This window comes from Chryseobacterium nakagawai (genome assembly GCF_900637665.1).
Lineage (GTDB): Bacteria > Bacteroidota > Bacteroidia > Flavobacteriales > Weeksellaceae > Chryseobacterium > Chryseobacterium nakagawai.
In genome coordinates this window covers 1,746,787-1,770,558 of the sequence record NZ_LR134386.1, presented here as the reverse complement: position 1 = coordinate 1,770,558, position 23,772 = coordinate 1,746,787, and the positions used below count along the sequence as shown (strand labels likewise).

Sequence of the window (23,772 nt, the reverse complement as noted above, 5' to 3'; positions counted from 1 at the left end):
TCGAACCGAGACTCTAAGCAATAGCTTCTATTTTTCTTTGAAGTATCGCAAAGTTACATTTTCTGTAACTTATTTTACAAATATAAAAAAACTTTTTAAATGTAGGTTAATTCAACTACAATTAATTATTAAAATCTTTCCAAATTGCCCATCGAATGCTAATTTCAATGGATAAAATTGAATTTCGAATAGCTTTTGGTAAGCAAGTTGAAAAGTTTAGGACAAAACTAGGCCTAAGCTATCGTGCATTAGCTCAAAAATGTGACGTCGATCATAGTAATATCAGCAAAATTGAAAAAGGAGAAGTCGACATAAGAATGTCAACGATACAAGAACTATCAAAGGGATTAGATGTGCATCCACAAGAATTATTTAATTTTAAAATAAATGAAAAATCCTAACTTTTTGTTAGGATTTTCTTTTATTTACCAATTACTTTATAATAACGTTCAGAACATTGTTTTAGAACTTCTTCTGTTTCTTTAAATTCTTTTTTGGCTTTGATGTAGTCTTTGTTGATTTGATAGAGACCTATTGATAAAACAATAATAGCAATAGTTGAAAAAATGCAGTAGATTTTTAGTAATTTCATAGATGTGTTTTTATTTAAATGTAAAAAATATTACAATCCATCTAATTTATAATAATTTTGTATATTCGAATAACAAACTAATAACAATTAAAATGGAAACAAAAAACAACATCGGCGAATGGACAGCCACTGTCAAAAATGAAGGTAAAACTCCTCAAATCAATGTAGATGGTAGGTTCCCTACTGATGGACAAAAACCCGGATATCGCTTAATCAAAAGTGTACCGCAGGGTATAAACCCTACTGTATTAATGCTCACATTAGAATTCGGAAATTTAGTAACAGAAGAAGGTACAGTATTTTTCACTGTTCACTATAATGAAGCTATTAGCTCGACTGAGACATACAAAACTGTGTTAGTAGTTGACAATGATGGTCGTAAAATTGCGAATATTAATGTTAATAATTCTTAGTGATTTTCCTTCGGAAATATAATAATATTAAAAATTTAATGATTACCGATAGTCCTGACGAAAGTCGGGATTTTCTTTGAAGAAGTTTTGAAATCATAGAAAAATTCCGTGAAAATACTGACTCAAAACTTTACAGTGTTTTTTATTTTTGTTGTTTACGGGAAGCCATAAAATATTGTAAATAATGTTTTATAAATTTGATATATATACAAAATAAACTGATAAATATGAAATTACTTGAATCGAATGAGTGGAAAATTATTAAACAAATTAATATCATCTCAAAAAATTCTTATGCTGTTGACATTGCCATTGGGCAAATAATTTATGAAAGAGATATAAATGATGAATACAAGTATAATGATGGATCGGATGATCATAGAATAACAAAATTAATAAACTATCCAAAGCAAAACTGTTTTCCCACAGATGAAATTGATGAAATAATATTAAACTCAATTAGAGATAAATATCCTAATTCTTTTATTACAAACTATCAAATAATTTTCGATTCAGATTCCGAAAGGATTTTACATTTTATCAATAGACCAAAAGAAGAAGCATATTTAGAAATTAGACCTGATTTTTCAAAAATAGATCTAAATACACTTTACGGACAAGAAATTGAGATCTTTAGAAAAAAAATTAACATCTATCAAGATTTCACTTTAGATAGTATTAAAAATCAGTATTTTGTTGGCTATTGTGACTATTCACGACATAAAAATATATTTAATAAACTTGATACAATAAAATTTTATTAAAAAATATAAATGCTTTTGCATTAGAAACAAAGTATACAATTTAAAACACCAATGGACGATGGGATTTTTTGCTTTTAATTATAATTCTCCGCTATTAAATTGCACAGTAAGCATGGTGTCAAGCATTCTTTAAAGTGATAACAATATTACACTAAAAATGAATCCAGACGAAAAAGTATTTAAAATAATATCCGTAGATGGTGGAGGAATAAAAGGTTTATACTCTGCATCTATATTAAAAAGATTAGAAGCGAAATTTAATTGCTTAACATCAGATCATTTCGATATGATCTGTGGGACATCTACAGGGGGGCTTATCGCTTTGGCTATAGCATCAAAGATACCAGCTGATAAAATATGTAAATTTTATGAGGAAAAGGGAGAATTAATATTCCCCAAACACCCCGTTAGAAACTTTCCCTTTATAGGTAAAATTGATATAGGATTTTTAAAGCAGATAGCAAAGGGAGGAAAATATAAACAAGAAGGTTTAAAAAAATCTCTTATAGAAATTTTTGGAGACAGAAAAATCGGAGATTCTAATAACTTGTTATGCATACCTAGTTATTCTGTAACAGAAGCAAAGCCAAAGGTTTTTAAATACGATCATCTTGAGGGTGATTTATCCCGTGATAATGGTGCTCTCATGTATGACATTGCATTAGCAACATCTGCTGCGCCTACTTATTTCCCAATGGCAGAGCTAGAATATTACCATAATGAACAATTCATAGACGGAGGTGTTTGGGCTAATAATCCAACATTAGTCGGTTTGTTGGAAGCCTTAAATAATTTTGTAGGAACAAATAAGAGCTATAATAAAATAAGTATTTTATCATTAAGTAGCCTGAGCATTACAGGAGGAAATCCAGTAGGCTTGAAAAATGAGCGGTCTTTTAAAGATTGGGGATCCGATTTATTTGAAACTTCTATGAATGGACAATCCTATTTTACGGATTTTTTCCTAAAAAAAATCACCGAAATAAGTGATATAAATATAGATTATATACGAATACCATCAGTTAGCATCTCAAAAGATCAAGAAAGTTTAATACAACTAGATGTTGCAAACAAAGAAGCGTATGATTTAATGAAAATAAAAGCAGAAGAACAATCTTTAGTTTACGAAAAAGATGAAAAAATAAATAAATTATTTACAACAAAAAAAACATATACAATTAAACATGGCTGATTTACATTCTACATTTATTGACTTTAATGACTGTATTAAATTAAATGCTACAAAAAAAAATCAATTAAAAACATCTAGGAATTCTGTAAGAACAGATATCCGTACATATTTTAGTAATAATCGTGATAAGCACACTGTAAGTTTCAAAGGACAAGGTTCATATATGATGAATACTACTATCGAACCATTATCCAAGGAATTTGACATTGATGACGGAGTATATATTTTTGGGAAAGAAGAAGATAAACCTTCTGTACAAACTGCACATAATTGGATTTATGATGCAATCAAAAATAGAACGAGTTCTGAGCCTTTAGATAAAAACACCTGTGTTAGAGTAATATATAAAAACGATTATCATGTTGATTTACCTATCTACTATGTATTTGATAGAAAAGATGATCAGTTCACATTTTTAGATGAGCCACCTTTATTAGCTCATAAATCAAAAGGGTGGATTAAAAGTGACCCATATAAATTTAAAATTTGGTTTGATCAGCAAGCTAGAGACAAACCTCAGTTAAAAAGAATAGTCAGATATCTAAAAGCTTGGTCAAACAAAAAACAACAAGATAATAATTCTTTAAAATTTCCTAGTGGAATGATTTTTACAATTTTGGCTAGCGAAAACTATTATGCTGATACAAGGGATGATATTTCTTTATTGGAAACATTAAAAGCAATTCAGAAAAAAATTGATAACAATAAATTTTTCACCAGTTATTCTTGTTATAGACCAACAACAGATACTTCAGAGAATTTACTTGATAAATATTCTGCGAGTACTACAAAAAGTAACTTTTTAGATGCATTAGATAGTTTCATTAAATCAGGAGATCAAGCTATAGAATTGGAATCAAAAAAAGATGCATGCTCAAAATGGCAAAAGCATTTAGGAGATAGATTCCCATGTTCAAATATTACTGATGATGAATCTAAATCATCAGCTAAAAAATTCAGCCAAGTTGAAAGCATCCTTATTGATAATAGGTCTGCATGATGATTAGTGAAATTTTTGATAAATTAAGTAAAACAGAAAACTGCAAATATGTAGATAAAAGTACCTTAAATGACAAAAAATTTAATGGGTATCATACTGTAATTTCCGTTGATACTGAAATATCTTTTGATCATAGACTAATTGAGGTAACGCTATACATTTGTTTTGAAGAGAACTTAGAAATAAACTTACCAAAAGTATACATTGACAAATTATCTTATGAACCATTAAAGTATATTCCCCACATAAATAGTGATTTAAGCATTTGTATAGTTGATGAATCATTGAATTTTTTTTATAATGTTGATGAACTCCCATCAATTGTTTTAAAATTAGTTTCAAATACAAAAGCTATTATTAGGGACTCAGAGGATAAAGAATATTCTAAACAAGAGTTTATTCGAGAATTTCAAGCTTATTGGGGAATTTCATATTCAAAAGAGGATAAATGTAGTAAAAATGGATTAGTATTAATTGATCACTCTCTTGATAAGGAAATATGTGCTATCTCTTTTACAGGAGGAATTGGCAGCTACAAATATTTAATATATAATAGTCCAGCACTTTTTTCAAAATTTTCGGATTACTTAAGAAAGCGAAAGATAACATATACAGCAATTCCTGTATTTCCAGTTAATTATAATAAAGAGGTACCTCCATTTGAAATAACATATGAAGAATCCAAACAGTATTTAGGAGATAATAGTTTTTCTGATATAAAAAAGCAATTTAATAAATTCAGGGGAAATGATTTTCTTGTTATTTTTAAAAACATTCAAAATGAATACTATGGATGGAAATATTCCTACTTTGAAAAAATTAAAGGGTTTAGAAACAAAAGTAATTGGGAAAAACTAACATCTCCGATAATAAAAGAGAAAAAAGTTGATAGAATTACATTTTCTGAAATTACTCCTAACCGTTTAACTAAAAGGACAGACGGAGTAGAGAGAAAATTATGTTTATCAATAAATATGATTGGATTAGGAAGTGTAGGATCGAATCTTCTTCACTTTCTTTCTAAATTAAATATTAAAGAATTCAATCTTGTTGATCCGGATGTATTAAGTATTGAAAATATATATAGACATAATTACGGTTTAAATTTCATTCATGAATTTAAAACCAAAGTTGCACAGTATAATTTACTTAATAAAAACCCTTTCTTGGAAGTAAATACATTTGAGAAGAATATTAGTGATCTGATTAAAAAAAGACCTTCTTTTTTTAGTGATAATGATTACAGCTTCCTTATAACTGCAAATACGAGATCTGAATTATATATTTTGGATTACTTGCAAAAAACTAATAGTGACAAGCCCTTGTTTATTGTCTGGGTAGAACCATATATGGCAAGTGGACAAATAATGTATATTGAGCCTAAGGATATAGTGAAAGCAAAAGATTTGTTACTAAATTATCCACACCATATATTAAATTCAGCGGAGAATTCGGATAAATTATATATAAAAGAAGGATCGTGTCAATCTGGTTATTATCCATATTCAGAAAGTTATTTAGTTTTGTTTTTGTCATCGTGTTTTCCATATATTTATGATATAATTTTTAGAAACAGCAATAATAAATCACGTACCATAAGTTGGTATGGTGATATTAATTTTTTAAACAGCTTAGAGTTGACTTTAAAAGATAATATTGATGAATCATTTACATTTAAAATAATAAACCATGAATTTTAAATATTATAAAACAAATAACTTAATTGCTTTTGTAGCAATTTTAACAATTTTACTTACACTATTTTATAATCAATTTGAAGGTTTAATAAATAGTAATGACATTTTGAAAAGTATTTCTAGCTATATTTCAATATTTTCCGTTTTAGGATTAATTACTTTATGCTTAAAACTAATTGACCACGAGTTTTGGAAGTATAAAATATCCAATTTAATTATTAATATTCCTGATCTGAATGGAAGATATGAGGGAGAAATGATATCTTCATATAATAATATAAAACTTAAATGTGTAATGGAAATTACACAAACAGCATCTACAGTTCATGTATGCACATATGTAGGTGATTATCAAAATATTCAATCATCAAAATCCATAACAATTTGTGAAGAATTAGAAAAGCAAAAAAATGGATTTTATAGGCTTTATTATAATTATGAGAATGAATCTAGTCAACCAAACAAAGGAGGTCATAAAGGTACAGCATATCTTGAATTTTTTCCTGATATAAAAACATTGAAGGGTAAGTATTTTAACGATAGAAGCAATACTGGTGCTATTGAAGTAAATTTAAAATCTAAAAAATTAAAAGGTAGATTTAATGTATAATAAATATAAATTAAAAAAGATAATTAATCTTATTAATGAGAATAAGGATAAATCTTTCAGTGGTACAGGATTAATTATATATGAAAATTTACCTTCCTTACCTGTGGAACCATTGATAAATAATAATTTAATAGAATCGGATATTACTGATGATAATGATATTGTTAAAAAACTTCTATTAATAAATAAAAAAAGTTGTATCTATCATGATGGTTTTCATCTTTTAGATAAAAATATAAATTTAACACATCTATCCTACTATTTTTCAACACCAATTAATAAAACATTCAAACCTAAATTGGAAAGAGGAAGCAGATACAGAACAGCATTCTATGGTTCATTATTAGATGATGTACTATGTACTGTTATAATTGGATATTCTTATGAACCTATATTTTTTGTCAAAGGAAAAGAACTATCATTAGATGAATTTTAAATTTGAAAATATTAAAATCACTATAGATCAGAGCTTACTGGATATATTTAATGAATATATCCAAGATGATCATAAAAAAAATGAAGCTGGGGGAATATTGACAGGGTTAATTTATAAGGATATGGTGGAAATATGTAATTGTTCCATACCAAGTTCACATGATAAACGTAGCAGATATAATTTTGTCAGGTCAAAAATTACTGCACAGGAATTTCTTATTAATCGGTTTAATGTAAGCGATGGGCGAGAAATCTACTTAGGAGAATGGCACACTCATCCAGAGCAATATCCTACCCCATCTTATTGTGACATTGTGAGCTTTAAAAAAACAATTAAAACCAATAAATTTTATTCCGAATTATTTTTCATGATTATAGTCGGGACAAAAGGCTATTATTTAGCTATATATAACAAAAAAGGAAAAGTTTGTTATGAAAGAAAAATACCATTAGAATAAATAGGACATCAAAAAATTTTGCAATATTAATATGAATATTTTATAAATTATTTATATAAAAAATAATGATTACAATAAATAATGTAATTTATTTTCGATTTAAAAATTCCACCTTGAGTTGTTATATTTGTAAACAACTAATAATTGATGCAAAAACCCGCTCCAAATACCTTTAGAAAAGAAGCAATCTACATTGATGGTAAAGACAAAACTGATGAGATAGAATCTTATTCTTTTGAAGGCAATAAATGTGTAGTGGTGTATAAAAGTAGTGGTAAAGCCTATTCTTATCCTCAACATAGAATTAAGATGGTGAGATCTGCTATTCAAAGTGAGAGAGCAGGAAATATTTTTTCTTATCTAAAGGCAATTGCAGAAAGTGTTGGTTTGAAGACAGAAGAAGGCAATAATATTCTTGCCAATAGCTATGGAAGTATCCGTTTTATTCCTGAGACTTCTATTCTTTATAATTATCTTGACGGAAAAGAACCCGGTAAGAATTACCACGCCTCTACTATTGACATCTTTCCTTTTGGATTTAATCTGAGCCAGAAAACTGGAGTTGACAATGCATTTTCAAATCCGTTAAGTGTCATTGAAGGTCCTCCGGGAACAGGAAAGACCCAGACTATTCTTAATATTATTGCCAATGCGGTGATGAATAATCAGAGTGTGGCTGTTGTTTCAAGCAATAATTCGGCGACAAAAAATGTTTTTGAGAAACTTGAGAGCAATGGAGTTTCTTTTATAGCGGCATTGCTAGGAAGCAGCCAGAATAAAAAAGAGTTTATCGATGCCCAGACTGAAATCCCTGATCTGTCAGATTTTAGATTAGAGGAAGAACAGGAGCAATCTCTTATTCAATCTACTCCACTTCTTTTTGCTGAACTTGCAGAAAAGTTGGAATTAAAGAATGAACTGGCCTTGCTTGCGTTGGAAATCGAAAAGCTCAAAACAGAGCAGCAACATTTTACAGATGATGTCGCATTGGCAACTGAAGTCCGTTTTAAAAAGAATGTCAGTTCAGATCAGCTGCTTTCTTTGTGGGTTACCTTGGAAGACTATGAGAAAACAGGCAAAAAATTTTATTGGTGGCGCAAATTGATATTTCCTTTTCTGTATGGGGTAAGAGATAAGATTTTTTATACCTTATCGTATGAAGAAATGATCAGGATCGTTCAGTCAAAATACTATGGGGTAAAAATTTCAGAGCTTGACTTAAGAAAGTACGAGCTGCAAAATACGTTACAGCATTTTTCCTTCCATGATAAAATGAAAGAATATACGGAAGGATCGATGCAGCTATTTAAAAACAAACTCTACCAAAAATATAAAGGAGAAAAACGTTCAGAATACACCGAATGGGATCTTCGTTTTAAATCAGAAGAATTTATTAAAGATTATCCTGTCATTATGAGTACGACGTACTCACTAAGAAGAAGCCTTGCTGAAAATGTAGTCTACGACTATGTCATTGTTGATGAATCTTCACAGGTGGATTTGGCTACAGGTGTACTCGCATTATCCTGCGCAAAACAGGCCGTTATTGTAGGAGATTTAAAGCAGCTTCCAAATGTAGTGGATTCTGAAACAGCAGAAAATACAGATCAGATCTTTAAGAACTATGATATTCCGGAACCTTATCGGTATTCCAATCACAGCCTGCTTTCTTCCATTACGGAAGTATTTCCGGAAGTGCCTAAAACCCTGTTAAAAGAACATTACCGCTGCCATCCTAAAATTATTGATTTTTGTAACCGTAAATTTTATAACGATCAGTTGATCATCCTTTCGGAAGGACAGACGGAAAGAGAACCTTTATTAGTCTATAAAACAACTGAAGGTAACCATGCCCGGCATAGAGAGAATCAGCGGCAGATTGATGTGATTATTCAGGAAATTATTCCACAGCAAAAGTTGGAAAGTGTGAATCTGGGAATTGTAACGCCTTATCGAAATCAGACTTTAGCTTTACAAAGAACCTTTCAGGGAACAGGTATCAAAGCCGATACGGTGGATAAGTTTCAGGGAAGAGAAAATGATGTAATCATTCTCTCCACCGTAGATAATGAAATCTCTGAATTTACCGACAACCCGAACCGACTGAATGTAGCCATTTCCAGAGCCAAAGATCAGCTGATTCTATTGGTAAACGGAAATGAAAGTGACAATGACACGAATATCTCAGATCTCATTCGCTACATTGATTACAATAATTTCAGCACGATCAAGAGTGAAGTACATTCTATTTTTGATTACCTGTACAAAGGCTATGAAGAAAAAAGAAAAGCCCTTTTATCGGATCAAAAAAAGAAATCTGTTTTCGACAGTGAGAATCTTATGTACCTTTTAATTAAGGAAGTTTTATCAGATGATCAGTTCTCAAAATATGGAGTTATTCTGCATCATCCCTTAAGAAATTTACTGTTAGATTTTTCCAAATTAACTGCTGAAGAAGAACGATACGCCAGACATCATGCTACACACCTTGATTTTCTGATCTATAATAAGCTGGGGAAAAATCCTGTATTGGCTATTGAAGTTGATGGGTATGAATACCATAAAATAGAAAGCCGACAAGCCGAAAGAGATCGTATGAAGAATGAAATCTTGGAGAAGTATAAAATTCCTTTGGTAAGGTTTTCGACGACGGGAAGTGGTGAGAAAGAGAGTTTGATTAACAAACTAAATGAAATATTGAAGAATAATTCCTGATGAGATTACGGTTTTCCGTAAACTTTTCTGTCTGTAGTAGTTTAGATTTGTGACTACAATCATCTTAAAAACTATATCATGGCTTGGTCATACAGAAAGAGAATCAAAATAATCCCCGGTGTACATTTGAATTTCAGCAAAAGAGGAATTTCAACGAGTATTGGGGTTAAAGGTATGAGTGTAAATTTGAGTTCGTCAGGCACGAGACTTAATACCAATTTTTTAGGTTTTTCAAACTCATACAGGCTTTCCGGTTCTTCATCATCAAGGACTTCCTTGCAATCTTATCCTGATCCACAACCTTTTTACACTGAGTTATCAGATAACATTTTTAGTGCCGATATTCACGAGATAACATCTCAAAATATGGCAGGTATCAAAGAATCTATCTTAATGGCTCAACAGCAAAAAGCGGAATTGAAGACGGATCTGAAGAAAATAAAAAAAGCGTTAACCTTTACCAAGACCAAGAAAGTTGCAAGTTATATCTTTATATATGGGTTGGTAAACAAAAATATTGTACAACAGATAAATGAGGATATTAAAGCACAAAAAGAAGCGTTGAAGGAAACCAAGATTATAATTGATAACTCGGCTGTTAATATAGACATACAGTTCGATGATCCCTCTGAGAGAAAGTATGAACAATTACAGCATTCTTTTAAAAATCTAACCACAGCGCATAAAATATGGGATATTACCGGAGCGCACTTTCAGGATCGTGTGGCTGCCCGGTCTAGCGCCAGCACATTGGTCAACAGAAAAGATGCAAGAATTGGTTTTAAATCACTTCCCATCATCACATCAAACTATGAAGCCCTATATTTTCAAAATGTGAACGGAGCGGATTTATATTTTTATCCAACGTTTATACTGATGTATAAAAATGATCAGAACTTTGCCATTATTGGGTTTGATGAACTTAATTTTACATTTTCTTCTGTAAGTTTTACCGAAACCAGCAGTGTTCCTCGTGATTCAAAAGTTATTAGAAAAACATGGGCGAAAGTCAATAAAAACGGAACTCCCGACAAAAGATTCAAGAGCAATTATCAGATACCTGTTGTTCAGTATGGAAGGCTGAGGTTTTCATCAGGCACTGGTATTAATGAGGAATATCAAATAAGTAATTTTGAATTCGCCCAAGATTTTGCAAATTCATTTAAAGAGTATAAAAGTTTGTGCAAGGAATTAACTTAAAATCGATTTCAGAAACATTAAGATTAAAAATATGATCTTTAATCATCTAACAAAATTTAAAAATCAAATTTACTTTATCATCAAAACTTAAATAAGCATCAAACTTTTTACCGTTTTTGCTTTTCATGTTTTTGATTAAGGATGTTTTGTTTTGAGTTAATAGTAACGTAAGATCTTTAATACTGAGTTGTACTCCGCATATAGTTCTAAAGAGAATCCAATTACATTTTTCATCAGGACATTTTATGATTTTATCCTTGATAATAAGATTATATTGTTGGCATTTGGGACATTTTAGTTGGGGAATATTTTCTTGGGGAATATGAAGTGATAAGAGTTCGTTGGTGATTTCTACTGTGTAGGCTTGGATTTCGTTTATAAATTGAGTTTTATTGAGTTCACCTTTTTCAATTCTATCCATTGCTATTTCCCATTCTGCGGTCATTTGGACATTGGCTATTTTTTTGTCTTTGACAAGGTGGTAAACCTGCAAGCCTTTATCGGTGGGGTGCAGCGTTTTGCTTTTCCTAATGATATAGTTTCTGCTGAGCAGGGTTTCAATAATGGAAGCTCTGGTAGCCGGGGTTCCGGTGCCGATATTGGAGAGGGCTTTCTGTTCTTCTTTGTTTTCAATAGATCGGCCTGCATTTTCCATCGCTGATAAAAGATCCGCTTCTGTATAAAGCTTGGGAGGTTGGGTTGTTTTTTCAAGTAAGTCGGTTTTTGAGATCTTCAATTCATCTCCGATTTTGAATTCCGGAAGTTCAGTAAGGACTTCATTTTTATTAATGTAATTTTCATTGTCAGATAGAATTCCTTTGATGGCTCGCCAGCCTTGATTGAGTATTTTTGAGCCATTGATCTGGAATTCATAATGATGGACTTTTATCTGGATTTGGGTGACTTGCTTTGTACAGGTGTGGGATAGGGATTCCAATAAACGGTAAGCAATCATCTCGTAAATGACTTTTTCCGTAGCGCTAAGTGCAGAAGGTATTTTGGTGGTTATGAGTAATCCGTGATGGTCGGTAACTTTTAGATCATTAACGATCCGCTTGTTGAAGTTTCCAAATTTTAGATGGGTTATGGCTGCTTTGAAGGGTTCGGTCTGATTCAGTATTCTGACAAGCTCAGGAATATCAGTCCATACATCTTCAGGAATATACTTACTGCCGGTTCTGGGGTAAGTGATGAACTGTTTCTCATAGAGGCTTTGGGCTGTTTGTAAAACCTCATCAGCAGAAAGCCCCAGTTTTCTGTTGGCTTCTTTCTGGAGCTCAGTAAGGTCGAAAAGTAATGGAGATTGCTCCTGCTCTGTTTTAACAGATACATCTTCCACAACAGCTCTTCCCTCCCGCTCTATGGATTTTTGGATTTGTTCTGCCTGCTTTTTTTCTTCCCACTGTAATAGTGAAAGGCTGGTGAAGTCTGTATATTCTTTTCTATGGCTCAGCTGAATCTGAAAGTATTTTTGCTTGGTGAAGTTTTGATGCTGAAAAAACCGTTGACAGATTAAAGCCAGGGTTGGCGTCTGCACTCTGCCTAATGAATAAACATCTTGGTTCCCTGCGATGGTTAATGCCTGAGTAGCATTGATTCCTACCAGCCAGTCCGCTTCACTTCTGGCTTTAGCAGCTTGATACAAACCGTCAAAGGCATCGCCTGGCTGAAGCTTGCTAAAGCCTTCCTGTATTGCTTTTTCGGTAAGGGAACTGATCCAGAGTCTTTCAAAAGGTTTATTGCATTGTAGGTAGTGATAGATATAGCGGAAGATCAACTCTCCTTCCCTTCCTGCATCTGTTGCGACAATAATACTGCTGCATTGATTGATGACTTGTTGTATGGTGTTGAGCTGTTTTAAAGCAGAAGGATCAGGCTCATAGCCGTTGGGTTTCTTTAGTTTTTTGGAAGTCAGAATAAAAGGGTTCGGAAAGATAGGCAAAGAGGCTTTGTTAAAGCCTCTTATACCATAATCCTCCGGCATTCCTAATGCGATCAGATGTCCTAATGCCCAGGTAACACAATAGCCGTTACCGGATAGATAACCATCTTTCTTTTCATGGGCTCCTAACAATTGTGCGATTTCTTTTGCGACACTCGGTTTTTCTGCGATGATTGCTTTCATATGAAGGATTTAGATGTTGATTATAGTTTTTGCCCTCTTGGTTTTCTAACCTTTTTTTGCTGATCTTCCTGCTGTTTATTGGCAGGCTGCTGCTGTTTTGATTCTAAAGGCTCATTCACATTTTTTGTAGCTTCATTGGTTTTACCCTGCGTATTAACCGCAGTTTGGGTTTTATGATCTTCTGTAGGCTTTGCCTCTTCTTTGAACTTATTAGGATGATTGAAGGAGAAATCGGTTTTGGAAGTTTCCCTGTTGAAGGTAATATAACCTTGATAGGTTTTACCTTTAGCATCGGTAAGACCATCAACGTAAACGGTTTGCCCGGCTTTGAACTTTTCATACTGTGAATCGTCCAGTTCTTTTCCTCTGAATATTTTGGGTGCTTCTTTATCCGTAGATTGAGTTTGCTGTTGGTTATGATGATATTGACTTTGTTGTTGATTCTGATTATTATTGAACAGAAATTCCACATACCGCTTATCCGCATTGAACTGTACGGTGGCATTGAACAATTCTCCTTTTTTAGAAGTCATCCCTTCAAGATACAATGGTCCTCCTTCCAGTAGGGTTTGTTTCTGATGTTCACCAAGCCTAACTCCTTTGATTTCATCAGGGATTTTCATGTACTCCGCCCGATAGGCTACCAATTCATTGGTTAAACGATCACGGCTGATCACTGATGGAATGATTTCATCTGTTTTAGGATTGACAAGATCTACTACCCTGCCCATATTCCCGGTTTCTCTAAGGTTCTTTTTATCTTCATCACTGACTGATGGCCTAAGAATTTATTATTGAGACTGGGCTCTTTTCGGATTCCATGCAGATGAACGGCAACCTGCCCTGTATCCCCTGTCTGAAGGGATAACCGGACATCCATCTTACTGACCGCCGTTCCCAGATTAATAGTGATGGGAATTAGTGTATTGGTTTTAAATCCCCTAAGTAATGCATCCATGGCATTCATTTTTTCAAGCTTCTCCTGATTAAGTCCAAACTTTTCCATCGTTTTCCAGTCGATCTGTTCCGGCTGAAAACGGTACTCCTGATTGTCTGTGTTGTTGTCCATTGTATTTTGATTTTTTGGATTGTTGTTATGTTGAGGTAAAATTTCGTAGTCCTTCAGCTTTTCTTTTTCTTCAGGAGATGCCTGATCAACATACTTCTGAAGATCCTTAGCGGTATTAACAGCATCATATTCTGAAACTTTAAAAAAGTTGAAATGCGTGGGATTTTTAAGCTGTCGGTAGAAATTAGAAAAGAAGTTGGAGAAAATATCGCCATGTTTATCTACCATGATCAGCTGTTCATTATCCTTTTTTTCTTTTGGAGGAACCTTTTGAAGATTTCCTTCTTTATCTATACCTTTGACCAGCTCAACCTGATTGGTATGAATGTTCAGGACAAGCAGTGTGTCTGTTGATGGTTTGAGTTCACTAGGTTCCTGATGGTTTATCAATTCATTTTCCATTGTATTTCATTTAATGGAACCAAGGTATAAGCTCAATTATGATGCTCTAAAAGATTGGAATGGTGATGAATAATTTGGCTGCTGATGTCTTATTACCATCAAGAGCTTAAACATTCTCTGATCAGTTGATGGACATCCGAAAGCTTATAGTACAGCTTTCCGCTGATGGTATAATAAGGCAGCTTTTTATCAGTCCGGTACCGCTGTAATGATCGGGAACTTATCTTTAAAAGCTGTAAAACATCCTGGTTATCCAGAAGCTGCTCTCCATCTACTTCTATAAATCTGGATTGGTTCTTAAGCATTTGCTCTTTCAGTAGGTCAAATCTTTCCATGATTTTCTCCATCCAGGCTATAAATTCTGTTCTTTCAATATTCATAACTGTGATTTTTATGATTTCTGGTGATGTAAAATTGGACAACAGAAATCATATAAAATCACTACTTTTTCGTAGTTACGAAAAAAGAATATTGAATGATGGAATCTTAACCAAAAGCATCGTAACTTACAAAGCATTTAATAGTAAGGACTACTGATTATGAGTGAAATGTCTGATTTTAGAGAAAATTATATTAAGCAACTGGAAAAAGAAGCAGAAAAGGCATTGAAAGACAATGAAAAAATAATTCTTGACTTTATCCGTTTTACAGCAAGTAAAAATATAGAATTAACTACTCAAGATTTTAAGTACACCCAAAGATCAGGCATTGTTGTTGAATCACATGATATTCTTTTGAAGTTAAATGAAGATCTACTTCCTGATAAAGACGGTCTTTTAGATTATAAGCTGCTCAATTCTAAATTTAAAAAGCAAATATTCTCTGACGGCTATTTTTTTGCAGATAATTATATAACAATGGCTAGTCCATTATTCCGACGTAGCTACTCCTCGCTAAATGGTTTCCAGCCCCGATTCATTAATAAATTTTGGGCTATAGACCCTTATGCTTATGATGAAATAAAAATAAGCTTGGATCAGCATAATTTAAAAATTGATGTAAATAACGCTGCTATCTTAGAATTAGATACATGGTATGGTTCTGTATTTAATCAAAATGTAGAAAGCATTTCTGATCAATTGGTAAAATTAAGACCTTCACCTGATTTTGACGATTCTGAAATTAACTTTTTCTTTGCAGATACATACTCCTTAGATATCAAATGGGCTTTATCAAAAAATATTAAAACATTTCAAGCGGAAGAATTTAAAGGTGAACATATCAAAGTAAAAATTGATGATATTATTTATTTCCCTGTCAGATATGTCCATGCAGAATTTGATATGAGCACCCTTAATTTTAGACATTTTGATGGAGCTTTTCATTTCTATACTGAAGAAGAATATTTCCGAAGACGGGATTCTGACCTTAACTACAACAGAAAAGATGATTCGCAAATTAAGTCAAAGTCAAAAAAATTATTTAAGATAAATGGGCAGATTCCCATTGAAACTTGGGTAGATCTGACAGGTCATTTTTTTGCTCGTAATCCCTTAATCTATGAATATTTTAATGGTGAATATCCCCCTAATATAAAAGAAATCTTAGACGTAAAACGAAAGAACAAAACATCTTAAAATCGTTGAAAAATTATGAAATGTTGGATATGTCAAAATAATGAAGCGAATTCTGAGGAACATAAATTTAAGGCATCTGATATCAGACGTCAATTCGGTAAATCATTTGATGCTATCTATTATGATGGTGAAAATTCCCATCCATTCAACTCACCAAAAGATAAACTGATCAAATTTCCAAAAGTGATCTGCATTGACTGTAACAATAACCAGACAAGAAATGCAGATATTGCTTATACCAAATTCTTTGAGAGCACTGATCTTATCAATAATATGATAGAAACCACAAACCAAATTAACTATCAAGAAATCTTTGGTAATGATTGGAAGATGTCTAAAATGAATCTGTACCGTTATTTTGCAAAGCATGCAGGATGTAAAATTATGACAAGTAATTTACTAGGTTATGTAGATATTTCTCAACTGAGACTCTTCATCTTAGGGCAGGAACGCATAAGTAATTTTTATATTAAAATATACTTTAATAAAGTCACAAAAGATTTTACTGATTATCTTAAGCGTGATCAAAAGAATAAGTATAGAAGCAATATTGCGTTTGGATCAACTATCTATGTTGGACAAGGCAATGATACCGGTTTTGCAGGAAGTATTATAAATGGCTCCATTCATATAGAATGGTTTTATGCTAATCAAAATCATTTTAATAAAACTATCGATTTCAATACACATTCTGACACTGTGGAAATATTAAATACGGACGATTTTTATCCTAAAGATTTTAAAGATTTCCACAATGAAGATTTTTTTTCTTATTTAAATTTTGGAAAATATCATTTAAATGAAGAAACTCTTAAAAAAGATTATCAAGCCGTCTTCAGAAGCTTACAGATTGGGTAATATTAAACGAAATGTGAGATTAATTCTTTCTTTCATTGGAACAGTAGACTTAGCGATCCGATGCTCCCAACTTTCCTGAAGATCACCTTTCATAATAAGTAAGGAACCATGAGGGAGTGGTAAACTGTATTTGCTTTGGTGATGGTCTTTTTTTCTGAAATCAAAGTTTCTGGTTTGTCCAAGACTTATGGATGCGATAACCGGACGTTTACCATATCGGCTTTCTTTATCCTGATGCCAGGCAACGGAGTCATTATGGTCACGATACAGGTTTAATAAAACACCATTGAACTTACAGCCAAACTCCTTTTCAATTCTATTTTTTAAAGAAAGTAATTCAGGAGTCCATGGGTTCGTTGGCTTTTTATCTTCTTCTGAATCACTATATTTTGAATCGCCATACCAAGCTGTTAATCGTGGAGTAAGCACCATCTTATCGTACATTTTTTGAGTACGCTGTTCCCATGGAGCGGTTTCCAATAATTTGTTTTTAAGCAAGTCAGCTTCTTCCCTATTCAGGAAGTTTTCCTTGTATTCCAAAAGATCTTTTGGAAACTCATACAATTCTTCTGCGTCAAATAAACTAAGCTGACTCATTGTAGTTTTTTCTTTAAATTATTTAACTTTGTTTTATTCCGTTTCTACGGAATTTTTTTTAATTCATCAATTGTGTTTTTACTTCCCTTCGGGGAAGTTTTTTAATTATGCCGCGTACTCAAAATAAATTCAATTCTTATCTCCCATTTTTTCTTTGATCTGTTTGATATCGGTTTTAATTTCTGTGATAAAATTTTGAATATGATGTTCTGAAAATTCATCAGGTTCATATTCTTTGGTGTTAATACTACAGGCAAATTCCCAGATCTCTTTAATTTCAGGCAATGGAATTTTATAAGGCTCATAAAATTGATTGTCAGCCTTCACCCATATACCATCTGCTTCATGAAACTGAAACCTTTTATAACTGATACCATCATTGGTGGTAATGAAAACATACGTTTTGTCCGTTTTCAAATCCGAAAGATTTTCTACATATTTTCCCACGATATAGGTTCCGTTCTTATAGGGGGGCATTGAATCTCCGTCAGCTGGAAATGCCCTGAACTTACCCCCTTTTAAAAAAGGTAATGAAATGGTCTCCAGACTTTCTATGTATTCCGGATCTCCATAGCCATTCAGGTAGCCCATTGAAGCTTTTTGGGGAATAATCTCAATCTGATTGTTTCCATCCTGATCAACCCTGATAGGCAGAACAATCCTGTTCTCAGGAAGCTCCATGAGTTCATCGATAGAAAATTTTCTGACATCTACAGTCAACAATAAATCAATGCTAATGTTATAGAATTTTGAAATTCTAAGCAATATTTCAATAGGAGGTTCTGTTCTGCCATATTCATAGGCGACATATCTGGATCGGGTAAGAATTAATAGATCTGCCAGCTCTTGCTGGGTCATATTTTTCTTTCCTCTCAAAAACACGATGTTATCAGAGAATTTTGACATTGTTACAATTTTAGACAACAAAAATACAAAATTTGTTTCAAAAAGTGACTAATTTTATCACATGGAAAGAGCAATTGTTCATATGGATTTGGATACGTTCTTTGTTTCCTGTGAAAGGCTGAAAAACTCTGAATTGGAGAAAAAGCCTGTGATCATCGGAGGTGGAGACCGTGGTGTAGTGGCGTCCTGCTCTTATGAAACCCGTTTTTTCGGAGTAAGGAGTGCAATGCCGATTAAAATGGCTTTACGGTTATGTCCCGAAGCTAAAGTGATTAAAGGAGATATGGAAATGTATTCCAACATGTCTCATATGGTAACGGAGATTATTCAGGAAAAAGTACCTGTTCTCGAAAAGGCAAGCATCGATGAGTTTTATCTTGATCTTTCCGGAATGGATCAGTTTTTCGGATGCTATAAGTGGACATATGAAATCGCAGAAAGCGTGCAGAAAAATACAGGTTTACCGATAAGTTTTGCGTTGTCTACCAATAAAACCGTATCAAAAATCGGAACCGGAGAATCAAAGCCAACCGGAAGGTTTGAAGTAAAACAGCCTGAAATTCAATCATTCTTGAACCCACTTTCGGTAAAGAAGATTCCTATGGTCGGCGATGTAACCTTTCAGTTACTGTCAAGGCTGGGCATCAGAACCATACAGACCCTTTCAGAAATGCCTGTTGATGTGCTTCAGCAGTTGATTGGTAAAAGCGGAAATGAACTCTGGAAAAAAGCACACGGAATTGATGAAAATCCTGTGGTTCCTTATTCGGAAAGAAAATCTATTTCTACAGAAGATACTTTTGCCCAGGATAGCATCGATATTCAGGGGATTCAAAGTATACTCTCAGGAATGGTTGAAAAACTCTGTTATCAGCTCCGGGCAGAGAAATGGCTGGTATCGGTAGTGGTAGTAAAACTCCGGTATTCCAATTTTGATACGGAAACCAAACAATGCCGAATTCCTTACACCTCAGCTGACCATACCCTGCTCAGGTATGTTTTAGAACTTTTTAAAAAAGTATATACCAGACGTATGAGAATCAGGTTAATTGGAGTAAAGTTTACCAGACTGGTTCACGGATGCCATCAAATGGATCTCTTTGAAGATACGGAAGAGTTGATATCACTGTATCAGACAATGGATAAAATCAAGAACAGGTTTGGAACTTCAAGTGTAGGAAGAGCCTCAGGTTTATTAAAATAAGTATAAGATGTTTCTGAATTGTCATTCTTATCATAGCCTTCGGTATGGAACCATTTCTATTAAAGAACTGGTTAAGCAGGCTGTACATTTTAATATTAAAACCTTAGCTCTTACGGATATCAATACCGTTACGGGAATATATGATTTCTATAAACTTTGTCAGGATCATAATATCAAACCGATCGTCGGAGTGGAAATACGGGTTCAGGATGAACTGTATTATATCTGCCTGGCTAAAAATCAAAAAAGCATTGCCGAAGTCAACAGGCTTTTAACCGCATATAACTGTGAAGGCATTGAAATTCCTAAAGCAAATCCTTATTTTACAGATACTTTTGTTATTTACCCACTGGAGAATATTCCGGAACAATTAGCAGATCATGAATTTATAGGTATCAGAAAGGACCAGCTCAACCTTTTAATTCAACCTGAATTGAAACCGTTCATCCATAAAATGGTCATCCTGCATCCCGTTACCTTTACAACTCCTGAAGAATATGAGCTTCATAAAATACTAAGGGCCATTGATCTCAATACCTTGATCAGTAAGCTAACAGAAGCTCATTACTGTAAAGACAATGAAATGTTTACTGATAAAAAAAAGCTTCTGTCTCAATTTAAAAATTTTACTCAAATCATTGAGAATACAAAATATATTGTTAATAGCTGCCACTTTGATTTTGACTTTTCAACCCCCAAAAACAAAAAACATTTCACTGACAGCAGGGAAAATGATTTTAAACTTTTAAAACAGTTGGCGTATCAGGGGCTCTCAAAAAGGTATTCTGATGATAATCTACAGGCAAAAGAAAGGGTGGATAAAGAATTAGCAGTTATTGATCAGCTTAATTTCTGTGCTTATTTCCTCATCACCTGGGACATTATCCAATATAGCAACCGCATGGGATTTATGCACGTAGGAAGAGGCAGCGGTGCCAATTCCATTGTCAGTTACTGCATCGGAATTACTGATATATGTCCTCTGGAACTTGATCTGTATTTTGAACGTTTTTTAAACCTCAACCGTAAAACACCTCCGGATTTTGACATAGACTGGAGTTGGCAGACCAGGGATATTATCCTTGAATATATTTTTGATAAATATGGTAAGAACCATGTTGCCTTCTGTGGAACCAATGTTGAATTTAAATACCGTTCTATTTTCCGGGAAGTAGGAAAAGTATTTGGGCTTCCGAAAGATGAGCTTGATATACTGGCAACGAAACCCATCCAGGAACATGATACTAATTCGGTATCCAAACAGGTTCATTACTACGGAAAATTGTTGGAAAAGTTTCCGAACCAGAGAAGTATGCATTCCTGTGGGATTCTCATATCGGAAGAGCCTATCACCAATTATTCAGCACTCGAAATGCCTCCTAAAGGTTTTCCGATCGTACAGTTTGATATGTACACTGCTGAAGAGATTGGACTTGAAAAATTTGATATTCTCTCACAAAGAGGGTTAGGAACTATAGATGACACTGTAAAGCTGATTAAGGAAAAAAGAGGAATTGATATCGATATCCGTGATACTTCCCTCTCAAAAGACGAAGCCCGATGCAATGAATTCTTAAGTTCCGGAAAAACCATCGGCTGTTTTTATATTGAGTCTCCCGCTATGCGGGGGTTACTTCGAAGACTGAAGTGCGACAATTACAAAGTACTGGTTGCCGCCTCTTCCATTATCCGCCCCGGAGTTGCACAAAGCGGAATGATGCGGGAATATATCTTCAGGCACAATAATCCCTCAAAATTTGAGTACTTCCATGAGGTTTTTGAAAAGGAATTAGGAGAAACCTACGGCATTATGGTATATCAGGAAGATGTTATTAAAATTGCCCTGCATTTTGGTGGGTTATCCGCTCCTGATGGTGATGTTCTGAGACGGGCGATGAGCGGTAAGGGACGGTCTTTATCTGCTTTACAGAAAGTAAAAGATAACTTCTTTGAATCCTGTAAAAGATTAGGACATCCCGAACAGTTATCCATGGAAGTATACCGGCAGATCGAATCTTTTGCAGGATACTCATTCTGTAAAGCACATTCTGCTTCCTATGCTGTGGAAAGCTATCAGAGCTTATACCTCAAGGTCTATTATCCTATCGAATTCATGGTCTCCGCTATTAATAACGGCGGCGGATTCTACAGAACGGAAGTCTATATTCATGAGGCCAAGATGTCGGGAGCTACTATCCATAATCCCTGTGTCAATTTAAGTGAATACCAGACAACGGTTTATGGCTTGGATGTGTATTTAGGATTGATGCATATTGAAAAACTGGAAACAAGGTTAGCACAGCTGATTCCTGAAGAAAGAACCCAAAATGGAGAGTATACTTCCTTGGAAAACTTTGTGAAAAGAATTCCTATTGGCATCGAAACACTACAAATTTTAATCTTTATCGGAGCATTCCGCTTTACCGGAAAACAGAAGCATGAGCTGCTGATTGAATCAAGATTTCTTCTGGGAAATAATAAGGTTCCTTTCAGGCATCTGACTTTGTTGGACGAGCCCCAAAAAGATTATCAGCTTCCTTCTATAGAAAGAAACCGGTTTGAAGATGCTTTTGATGAAATAGAAATATTAGGTTTCCCCGTTTCATTCAGCCCTTTTGATTTATTACAAACCCGATACAGAGGTTCTGTCCTAATAAAAAATTTGTTGAAGTTTCATAAACAACAGGTTAAAATGCTCGCTTATCTTATTTCAAGAAAGCATGTTCCCACCAAAAAAGGAACCATGTATTTCGGAACCTGGATTGATGCTGAAGGAGAATATTTTGATACCGCTCATTTCCCAAACAGCCTTGAAGAATATCCTTTTCAGGGTGGCGGGTGTTATCTTCTATTGGGAACCGTAGAGGTCGATTTTCATTTTCCGACTGTTACCATTCATAAAATGGCCAAAATGCCTTTTATTCCGGATCCAAGATATTCCATGGATGAAGAAAAATCATTGGAAGCTCAGCGCAATTTGCATGAGGATGTCAGTATGACTTTTAGGAAACCGTATCCACAGGAACACGAAATTGGATTGCCAAGATATAAAACGCTGTACGAAAATTTAATTAATATAACTAAGGTTTAGCCATTTCAAGGTCTAACTTTATGCTTGTGTGCTTTGATAGCCAACCCTCTATTGATTTTATCAACATATTCTTACGATCGATAAATTCCTCTACAGTAACGGCAGGAAACATTACAAAAAAAGAATCATCAATTGCATGTTCATAACTCATTTTAACATAATTTTCATAGCTGAATTCAATTTCCTCATCTACGGCATATAAATCAAACAACTTCAAATGGGCTTTAATTTCAGACGGTAGTAAATAGTTGTTCATAAAAATCCTTAATGGTTGTAAAAACAAAAGATAATCATCACTATTAACAGCTATTTTCTTTGGATACATTCTATTTAATACCGGATCATTTTTGAGATCTTCTTCTATATTGATAAAACGTAAGAAATATTTGATCTCCCCAGTATGAATTGTTAATGATTTACCTTTGATCTGATCGATTAATTCGAAAACTTTAGCCGTTTGTTGTTCAATCAATTTACTATCCATTCCATACTTTTGATAAAGTGATAATGCAATTATCATCGTTATTAGTGTTGCAGAAGCTCCTAATGCTGTGAAAGCTGTTGCAAAAACAGAATTAAGGGAATCACTACCCGATCTGATCAAAAATGGGAGAATAAAAACGATTACACAGATAAAAATACTTCCCAAGATTAAAGTTGAATTTTGCTTCATAGCTAGAAGATTAGTTTTATTAAATTCAAATTTATAAATAAATTACCATGCTGGTATTATACTGAATATAGAAATTAAAATAAAAAACACTTAATAAATGATAGTAAAAAGTCAGGTTATTCCTCCTTTATTTGTATAATTAAAAAAGCCGTCCCATTTCTGAGACAGCCTTACTAACATATAAAATCAACTAA

23 protein-coding genes are annotated in these 23,772 nt (G+C 33.4%); 15 read left to right on the top strand and 8 right to left on the bottom strand.

The features are described 5' to 3' along the window. Positions 1-167 precede the first annotated feature (167 nt). Entirely contained in the window at positions 168-401 is a 234-nt protein-coding gene (locus tag EL260_RS08120) for a helix-turn-helix domain-containing protein (protein ID WP_228445369.1), read from the top strand. 20 nt (positions 402-421) lie between these two features. Here the strand turns inward: EL260_RS08120 and EL260_RS25505 are convergent, their stop codons facing one another. Then, a complete protein-coding gene (locus EL260_RS25505) occupies positions 422-592 on the bottom strand; it encodes a hypothetical protein (protein ID WP_164466611.1) in 171 nt (56 codons plus the stop codon). A gap of 92 nt (positions 593-684) precedes the next feature. Between EL260_RS25505 and EL260_RS08115 the strand changes: the two genes are divergently transcribed. From EL260_RS08115 to EL260_RS08070, 10 genes are all read left to right on the top strand, one after another. Beyond that, entirely contained in the window at positions 685-1,005 is a 321-nt protein-coding gene (locus tag EL260_RS08115) for a hypothetical protein (RefSeq protein WP_123859675.1), read from the top strand. A 227-nt stretch (positions 1,006-1,232) separates the two neighbouring features. Next, positions 1,233-1,769 (top strand): hypothetical protein, encoded by a 537-nt coding sequence (locus EL260_RS08110; RefSeq protein ID WP_123859674.1) that lies wholly within the window; start codon positions 1,233-1,235, stop codon positions 1,767-1,769. A 157-nt stretch (positions 1,770-1,926) separates the two neighbouring features. Then, complete coding sequence (locus EL260_RS08105) at positions 1,927-2,961, top strand: CBASS cGAMP-activated phospholipase (RefSeq protein WP_123859673.1); 1,035 nt, start codon at positions 1,927-1,929, stop codon at positions 2,959-2,961. Beyond that, the gene (locus tag EL260_RS08100; RefSeq protein WP_123859672.1) at positions 2,954-3,961 is read left to right on the top strand and encodes a CBASS cGAMP synthase; all 1,008 of its coding nucleotides are present in this window, start codon (positions 2,954-2,956) and stop codon (positions 3,959-3,961) included. Before EL260_RS08105 ends, EL260_RS08100 begins: the two co-directional genes overlap by 8 nt. Next, a complete protein-coding gene (locus EL260_RS08095) occupies positions 3,958-5,661 on the top strand; it encodes a ThiF family adenylyltransferase (protein ID WP_123859671.1) in 1,704 nt (567 codons plus the stop codon). Before EL260_RS08100 ends, EL260_RS08095 begins: the two co-directional genes overlap by 4 nt. Beyond that, on the top strand, positions 5,651-6,268 hold the full coding sequence (locus tag EL260_RS08090; RefSeq protein WP_123859670.1) for a Cap15 family cyclic dinucleotide receptor domain-containing protein: 618 nt from the start codon (positions 5,651-5,653) through the stop codon (positions 6,266-6,268). The genes EL260_RS08095 and EL260_RS08090 overlap by 11 nt, the downstream gene beginning before the upstream one ends. Continuing rightward, positions 6,261-6,704, top strand: coding sequence for a hypothetical protein (locus tag EL260_RS08085; RefSeq protein WP_123859669.1), 444 nt, complete (start codon positions 6,261-6,263; stop codon positions 6,702-6,704). The genes EL260_RS08090 and EL260_RS08085 overlap by 8 nt, the downstream gene beginning before the upstream one ends. Then, positions 6,694-7,161 carry a Mov34/MPN/PAD-1 family protein gene (locus EL260_RS08080; RefSeq protein ID WP_123859668.1) on the top strand — a complete coding sequence of 156 codons (468 nt, stop codon included), beginning with the start codon at positions 6,694-6,696 and terminating at the stop codon, positions 7,159-7,161. Before EL260_RS08085 ends, EL260_RS08080 begins: the two co-directional genes overlap by 11 nt. A gap of 147 nt (positions 7,162-7,308) precedes the next feature. After that, a complete protein-coding gene (locus EL260_RS08075; RefSeq protein ID WP_123859667.1) occupies positions 7,309-9,876 on the top strand; it encodes an AAA domain-containing protein in 2,568 nt (855 codons plus the stop codon). A 78-nt stretch (positions 9,877-9,954) separates the two neighbouring features. Next, positions 9,955-11,076, top strand: a complete 1,122-nt coding sequence (locus EL260_RS08070) for a DUF4236 domain-containing protein (protein ID WP_123859666.1) — start codon at positions 9,955-9,957, stop codon at positions 11,074-11,076. Between the two features lie 46 nt (positions 11,077-11,122). Here EL260_RS08070 and EL260_RS08065 read toward each other — a convergent pair whose 3' ends face one another. The 4 genes from EL260_RS08065 to EL260_RS08055 all read right to left on the bottom strand — a co-directional run bounded on the left by EL260_RS08065 (position 11,123) and on the right by EL260_RS08055 (position 15,052). Beyond that, a complete protein-coding gene (locus tag EL260_RS08065; RefSeq protein ID WP_123859665.1) occupies positions 11,123-13,201 on the bottom strand; it encodes a type IA DNA topoisomerase in 2,079 nt (692 codons plus the stop codon). Between the two features lie 20 nt (positions 13,202-13,221). Next, on the bottom strand, positions 13,222-13,932 hold the full coding sequence (locus tag EL260_RS26260; protein WP_449506072.1) for a DUF3945 domain-containing protein: 711 nt from the start codon (positions 13,930-13,932) through the stop codon (positions 13,222-13,224). Next, entirely contained in the window at positions 13,920-14,672 is a 753-nt protein-coding gene (locus EL260_RS26255; RefSeq protein ID WP_449506071.1) for a DUF4099 domain-containing protein, read from the bottom strand. The genes EL260_RS26260 and EL260_RS26255 overlap by 13 nt, the downstream gene beginning before the upstream one ends. 98 nt (positions 14,673-14,770) lie before the next feature. Continuing rightward, on the bottom strand, positions 14,771-15,052 hold the full coding sequence (locus EL260_RS08055; protein ID WP_123859664.1) for a helix-turn-helix domain-containing protein: 282 nt from the start codon (positions 15,050-15,052) through the stop codon (positions 14,771-14,773). 159 nt (positions 15,053-15,211) lie between these two features. On the opposite strand from EL260_RS08055, the gene EL260_RS08050 reads away from it, so the two are divergent. Both EL260_RS08050 and EL260_RS08045 read left to right on the top strand, forming a co-directional pair. Further along, positions 15,212-16,249 (top strand): hypothetical protein, encoded by a 1,038-nt coding sequence (locus tag EL260_RS08050; protein ID WP_123859663.1) that lies wholly within the window; start codon positions 15,212-15,214, stop codon positions 16,247-16,249. Positions 16,250-16,264: 15 nt separating this feature from the next. Further along, on the top strand, positions 16,265-17,107 hold the full coding sequence (locus tag EL260_RS08045) for a hypothetical protein (RefSeq protein ID WP_123859662.1): 843 nt from the start codon (positions 16,265-16,267) through the stop codon (positions 17,105-17,107). Here EL260_RS08045 and EL260_RS08040 read toward each other — a convergent pair. Beyond that, a complete protein-coding gene (locus EL260_RS08040; RefSeq protein WP_123859661.1) occupies positions 17,093-17,704 on the bottom strand; it encodes an alpha-ketoglutarate-dependent dioxygenase AlkB family protein in 612 nt (203 codons plus the stop codon). The genes EL260_RS08045 and EL260_RS08040 overlap by 15 nt on opposite strands. 129 nt (positions 17,705-17,833) lie before the next feature. Then, positions 17,834-18,610, bottom strand: coding sequence for an XRE family transcriptional regulator (locus EL260_RS08035; protein WP_123859660.1), 777 nt, complete (start codon positions 18,608-18,610; stop codon positions 17,834-17,836). Between the two features lie 61 nt (positions 18,611-18,671). On the opposite strand from EL260_RS08035, the gene dinB reads away from it, so the two are divergent. Then, positions 18,672-19,814: a DNA polymerase IV gene (gene dinB, locus EL260_RS08030; protein WP_123859659.1), complete on the top strand. Its 1,143-nt coding sequence runs from the start codon at positions 18,672-18,674 to the stop codon at positions 19,812-19,814. Between the two features lie 7 nt (positions 19,815-19,821). Beyond that, on the top strand, positions 19,822-22,905 hold the full coding sequence (locus EL260_RS08025) for a DNA polymerase III subunit alpha (RefSeq protein ID WP_123859658.1): 3,084 nt from the start codon (positions 19,822-19,824) through the stop codon (positions 22,903-22,905). Here EL260_RS08025 and EL260_RS08020 read toward each other — a convergent pair. Then, on the bottom strand, positions 22,895-23,578 hold the full coding sequence (locus EL260_RS08020; protein WP_123859657.1) for a hypothetical protein: 684 nt from the start codon (positions 23,576-23,578) through the stop codon (positions 22,895-22,897). The genes EL260_RS08025 and EL260_RS08020 overlap by 11 nt on opposite strands. Positions 23,579-23,772 lie beyond the last annotated feature (194 nt).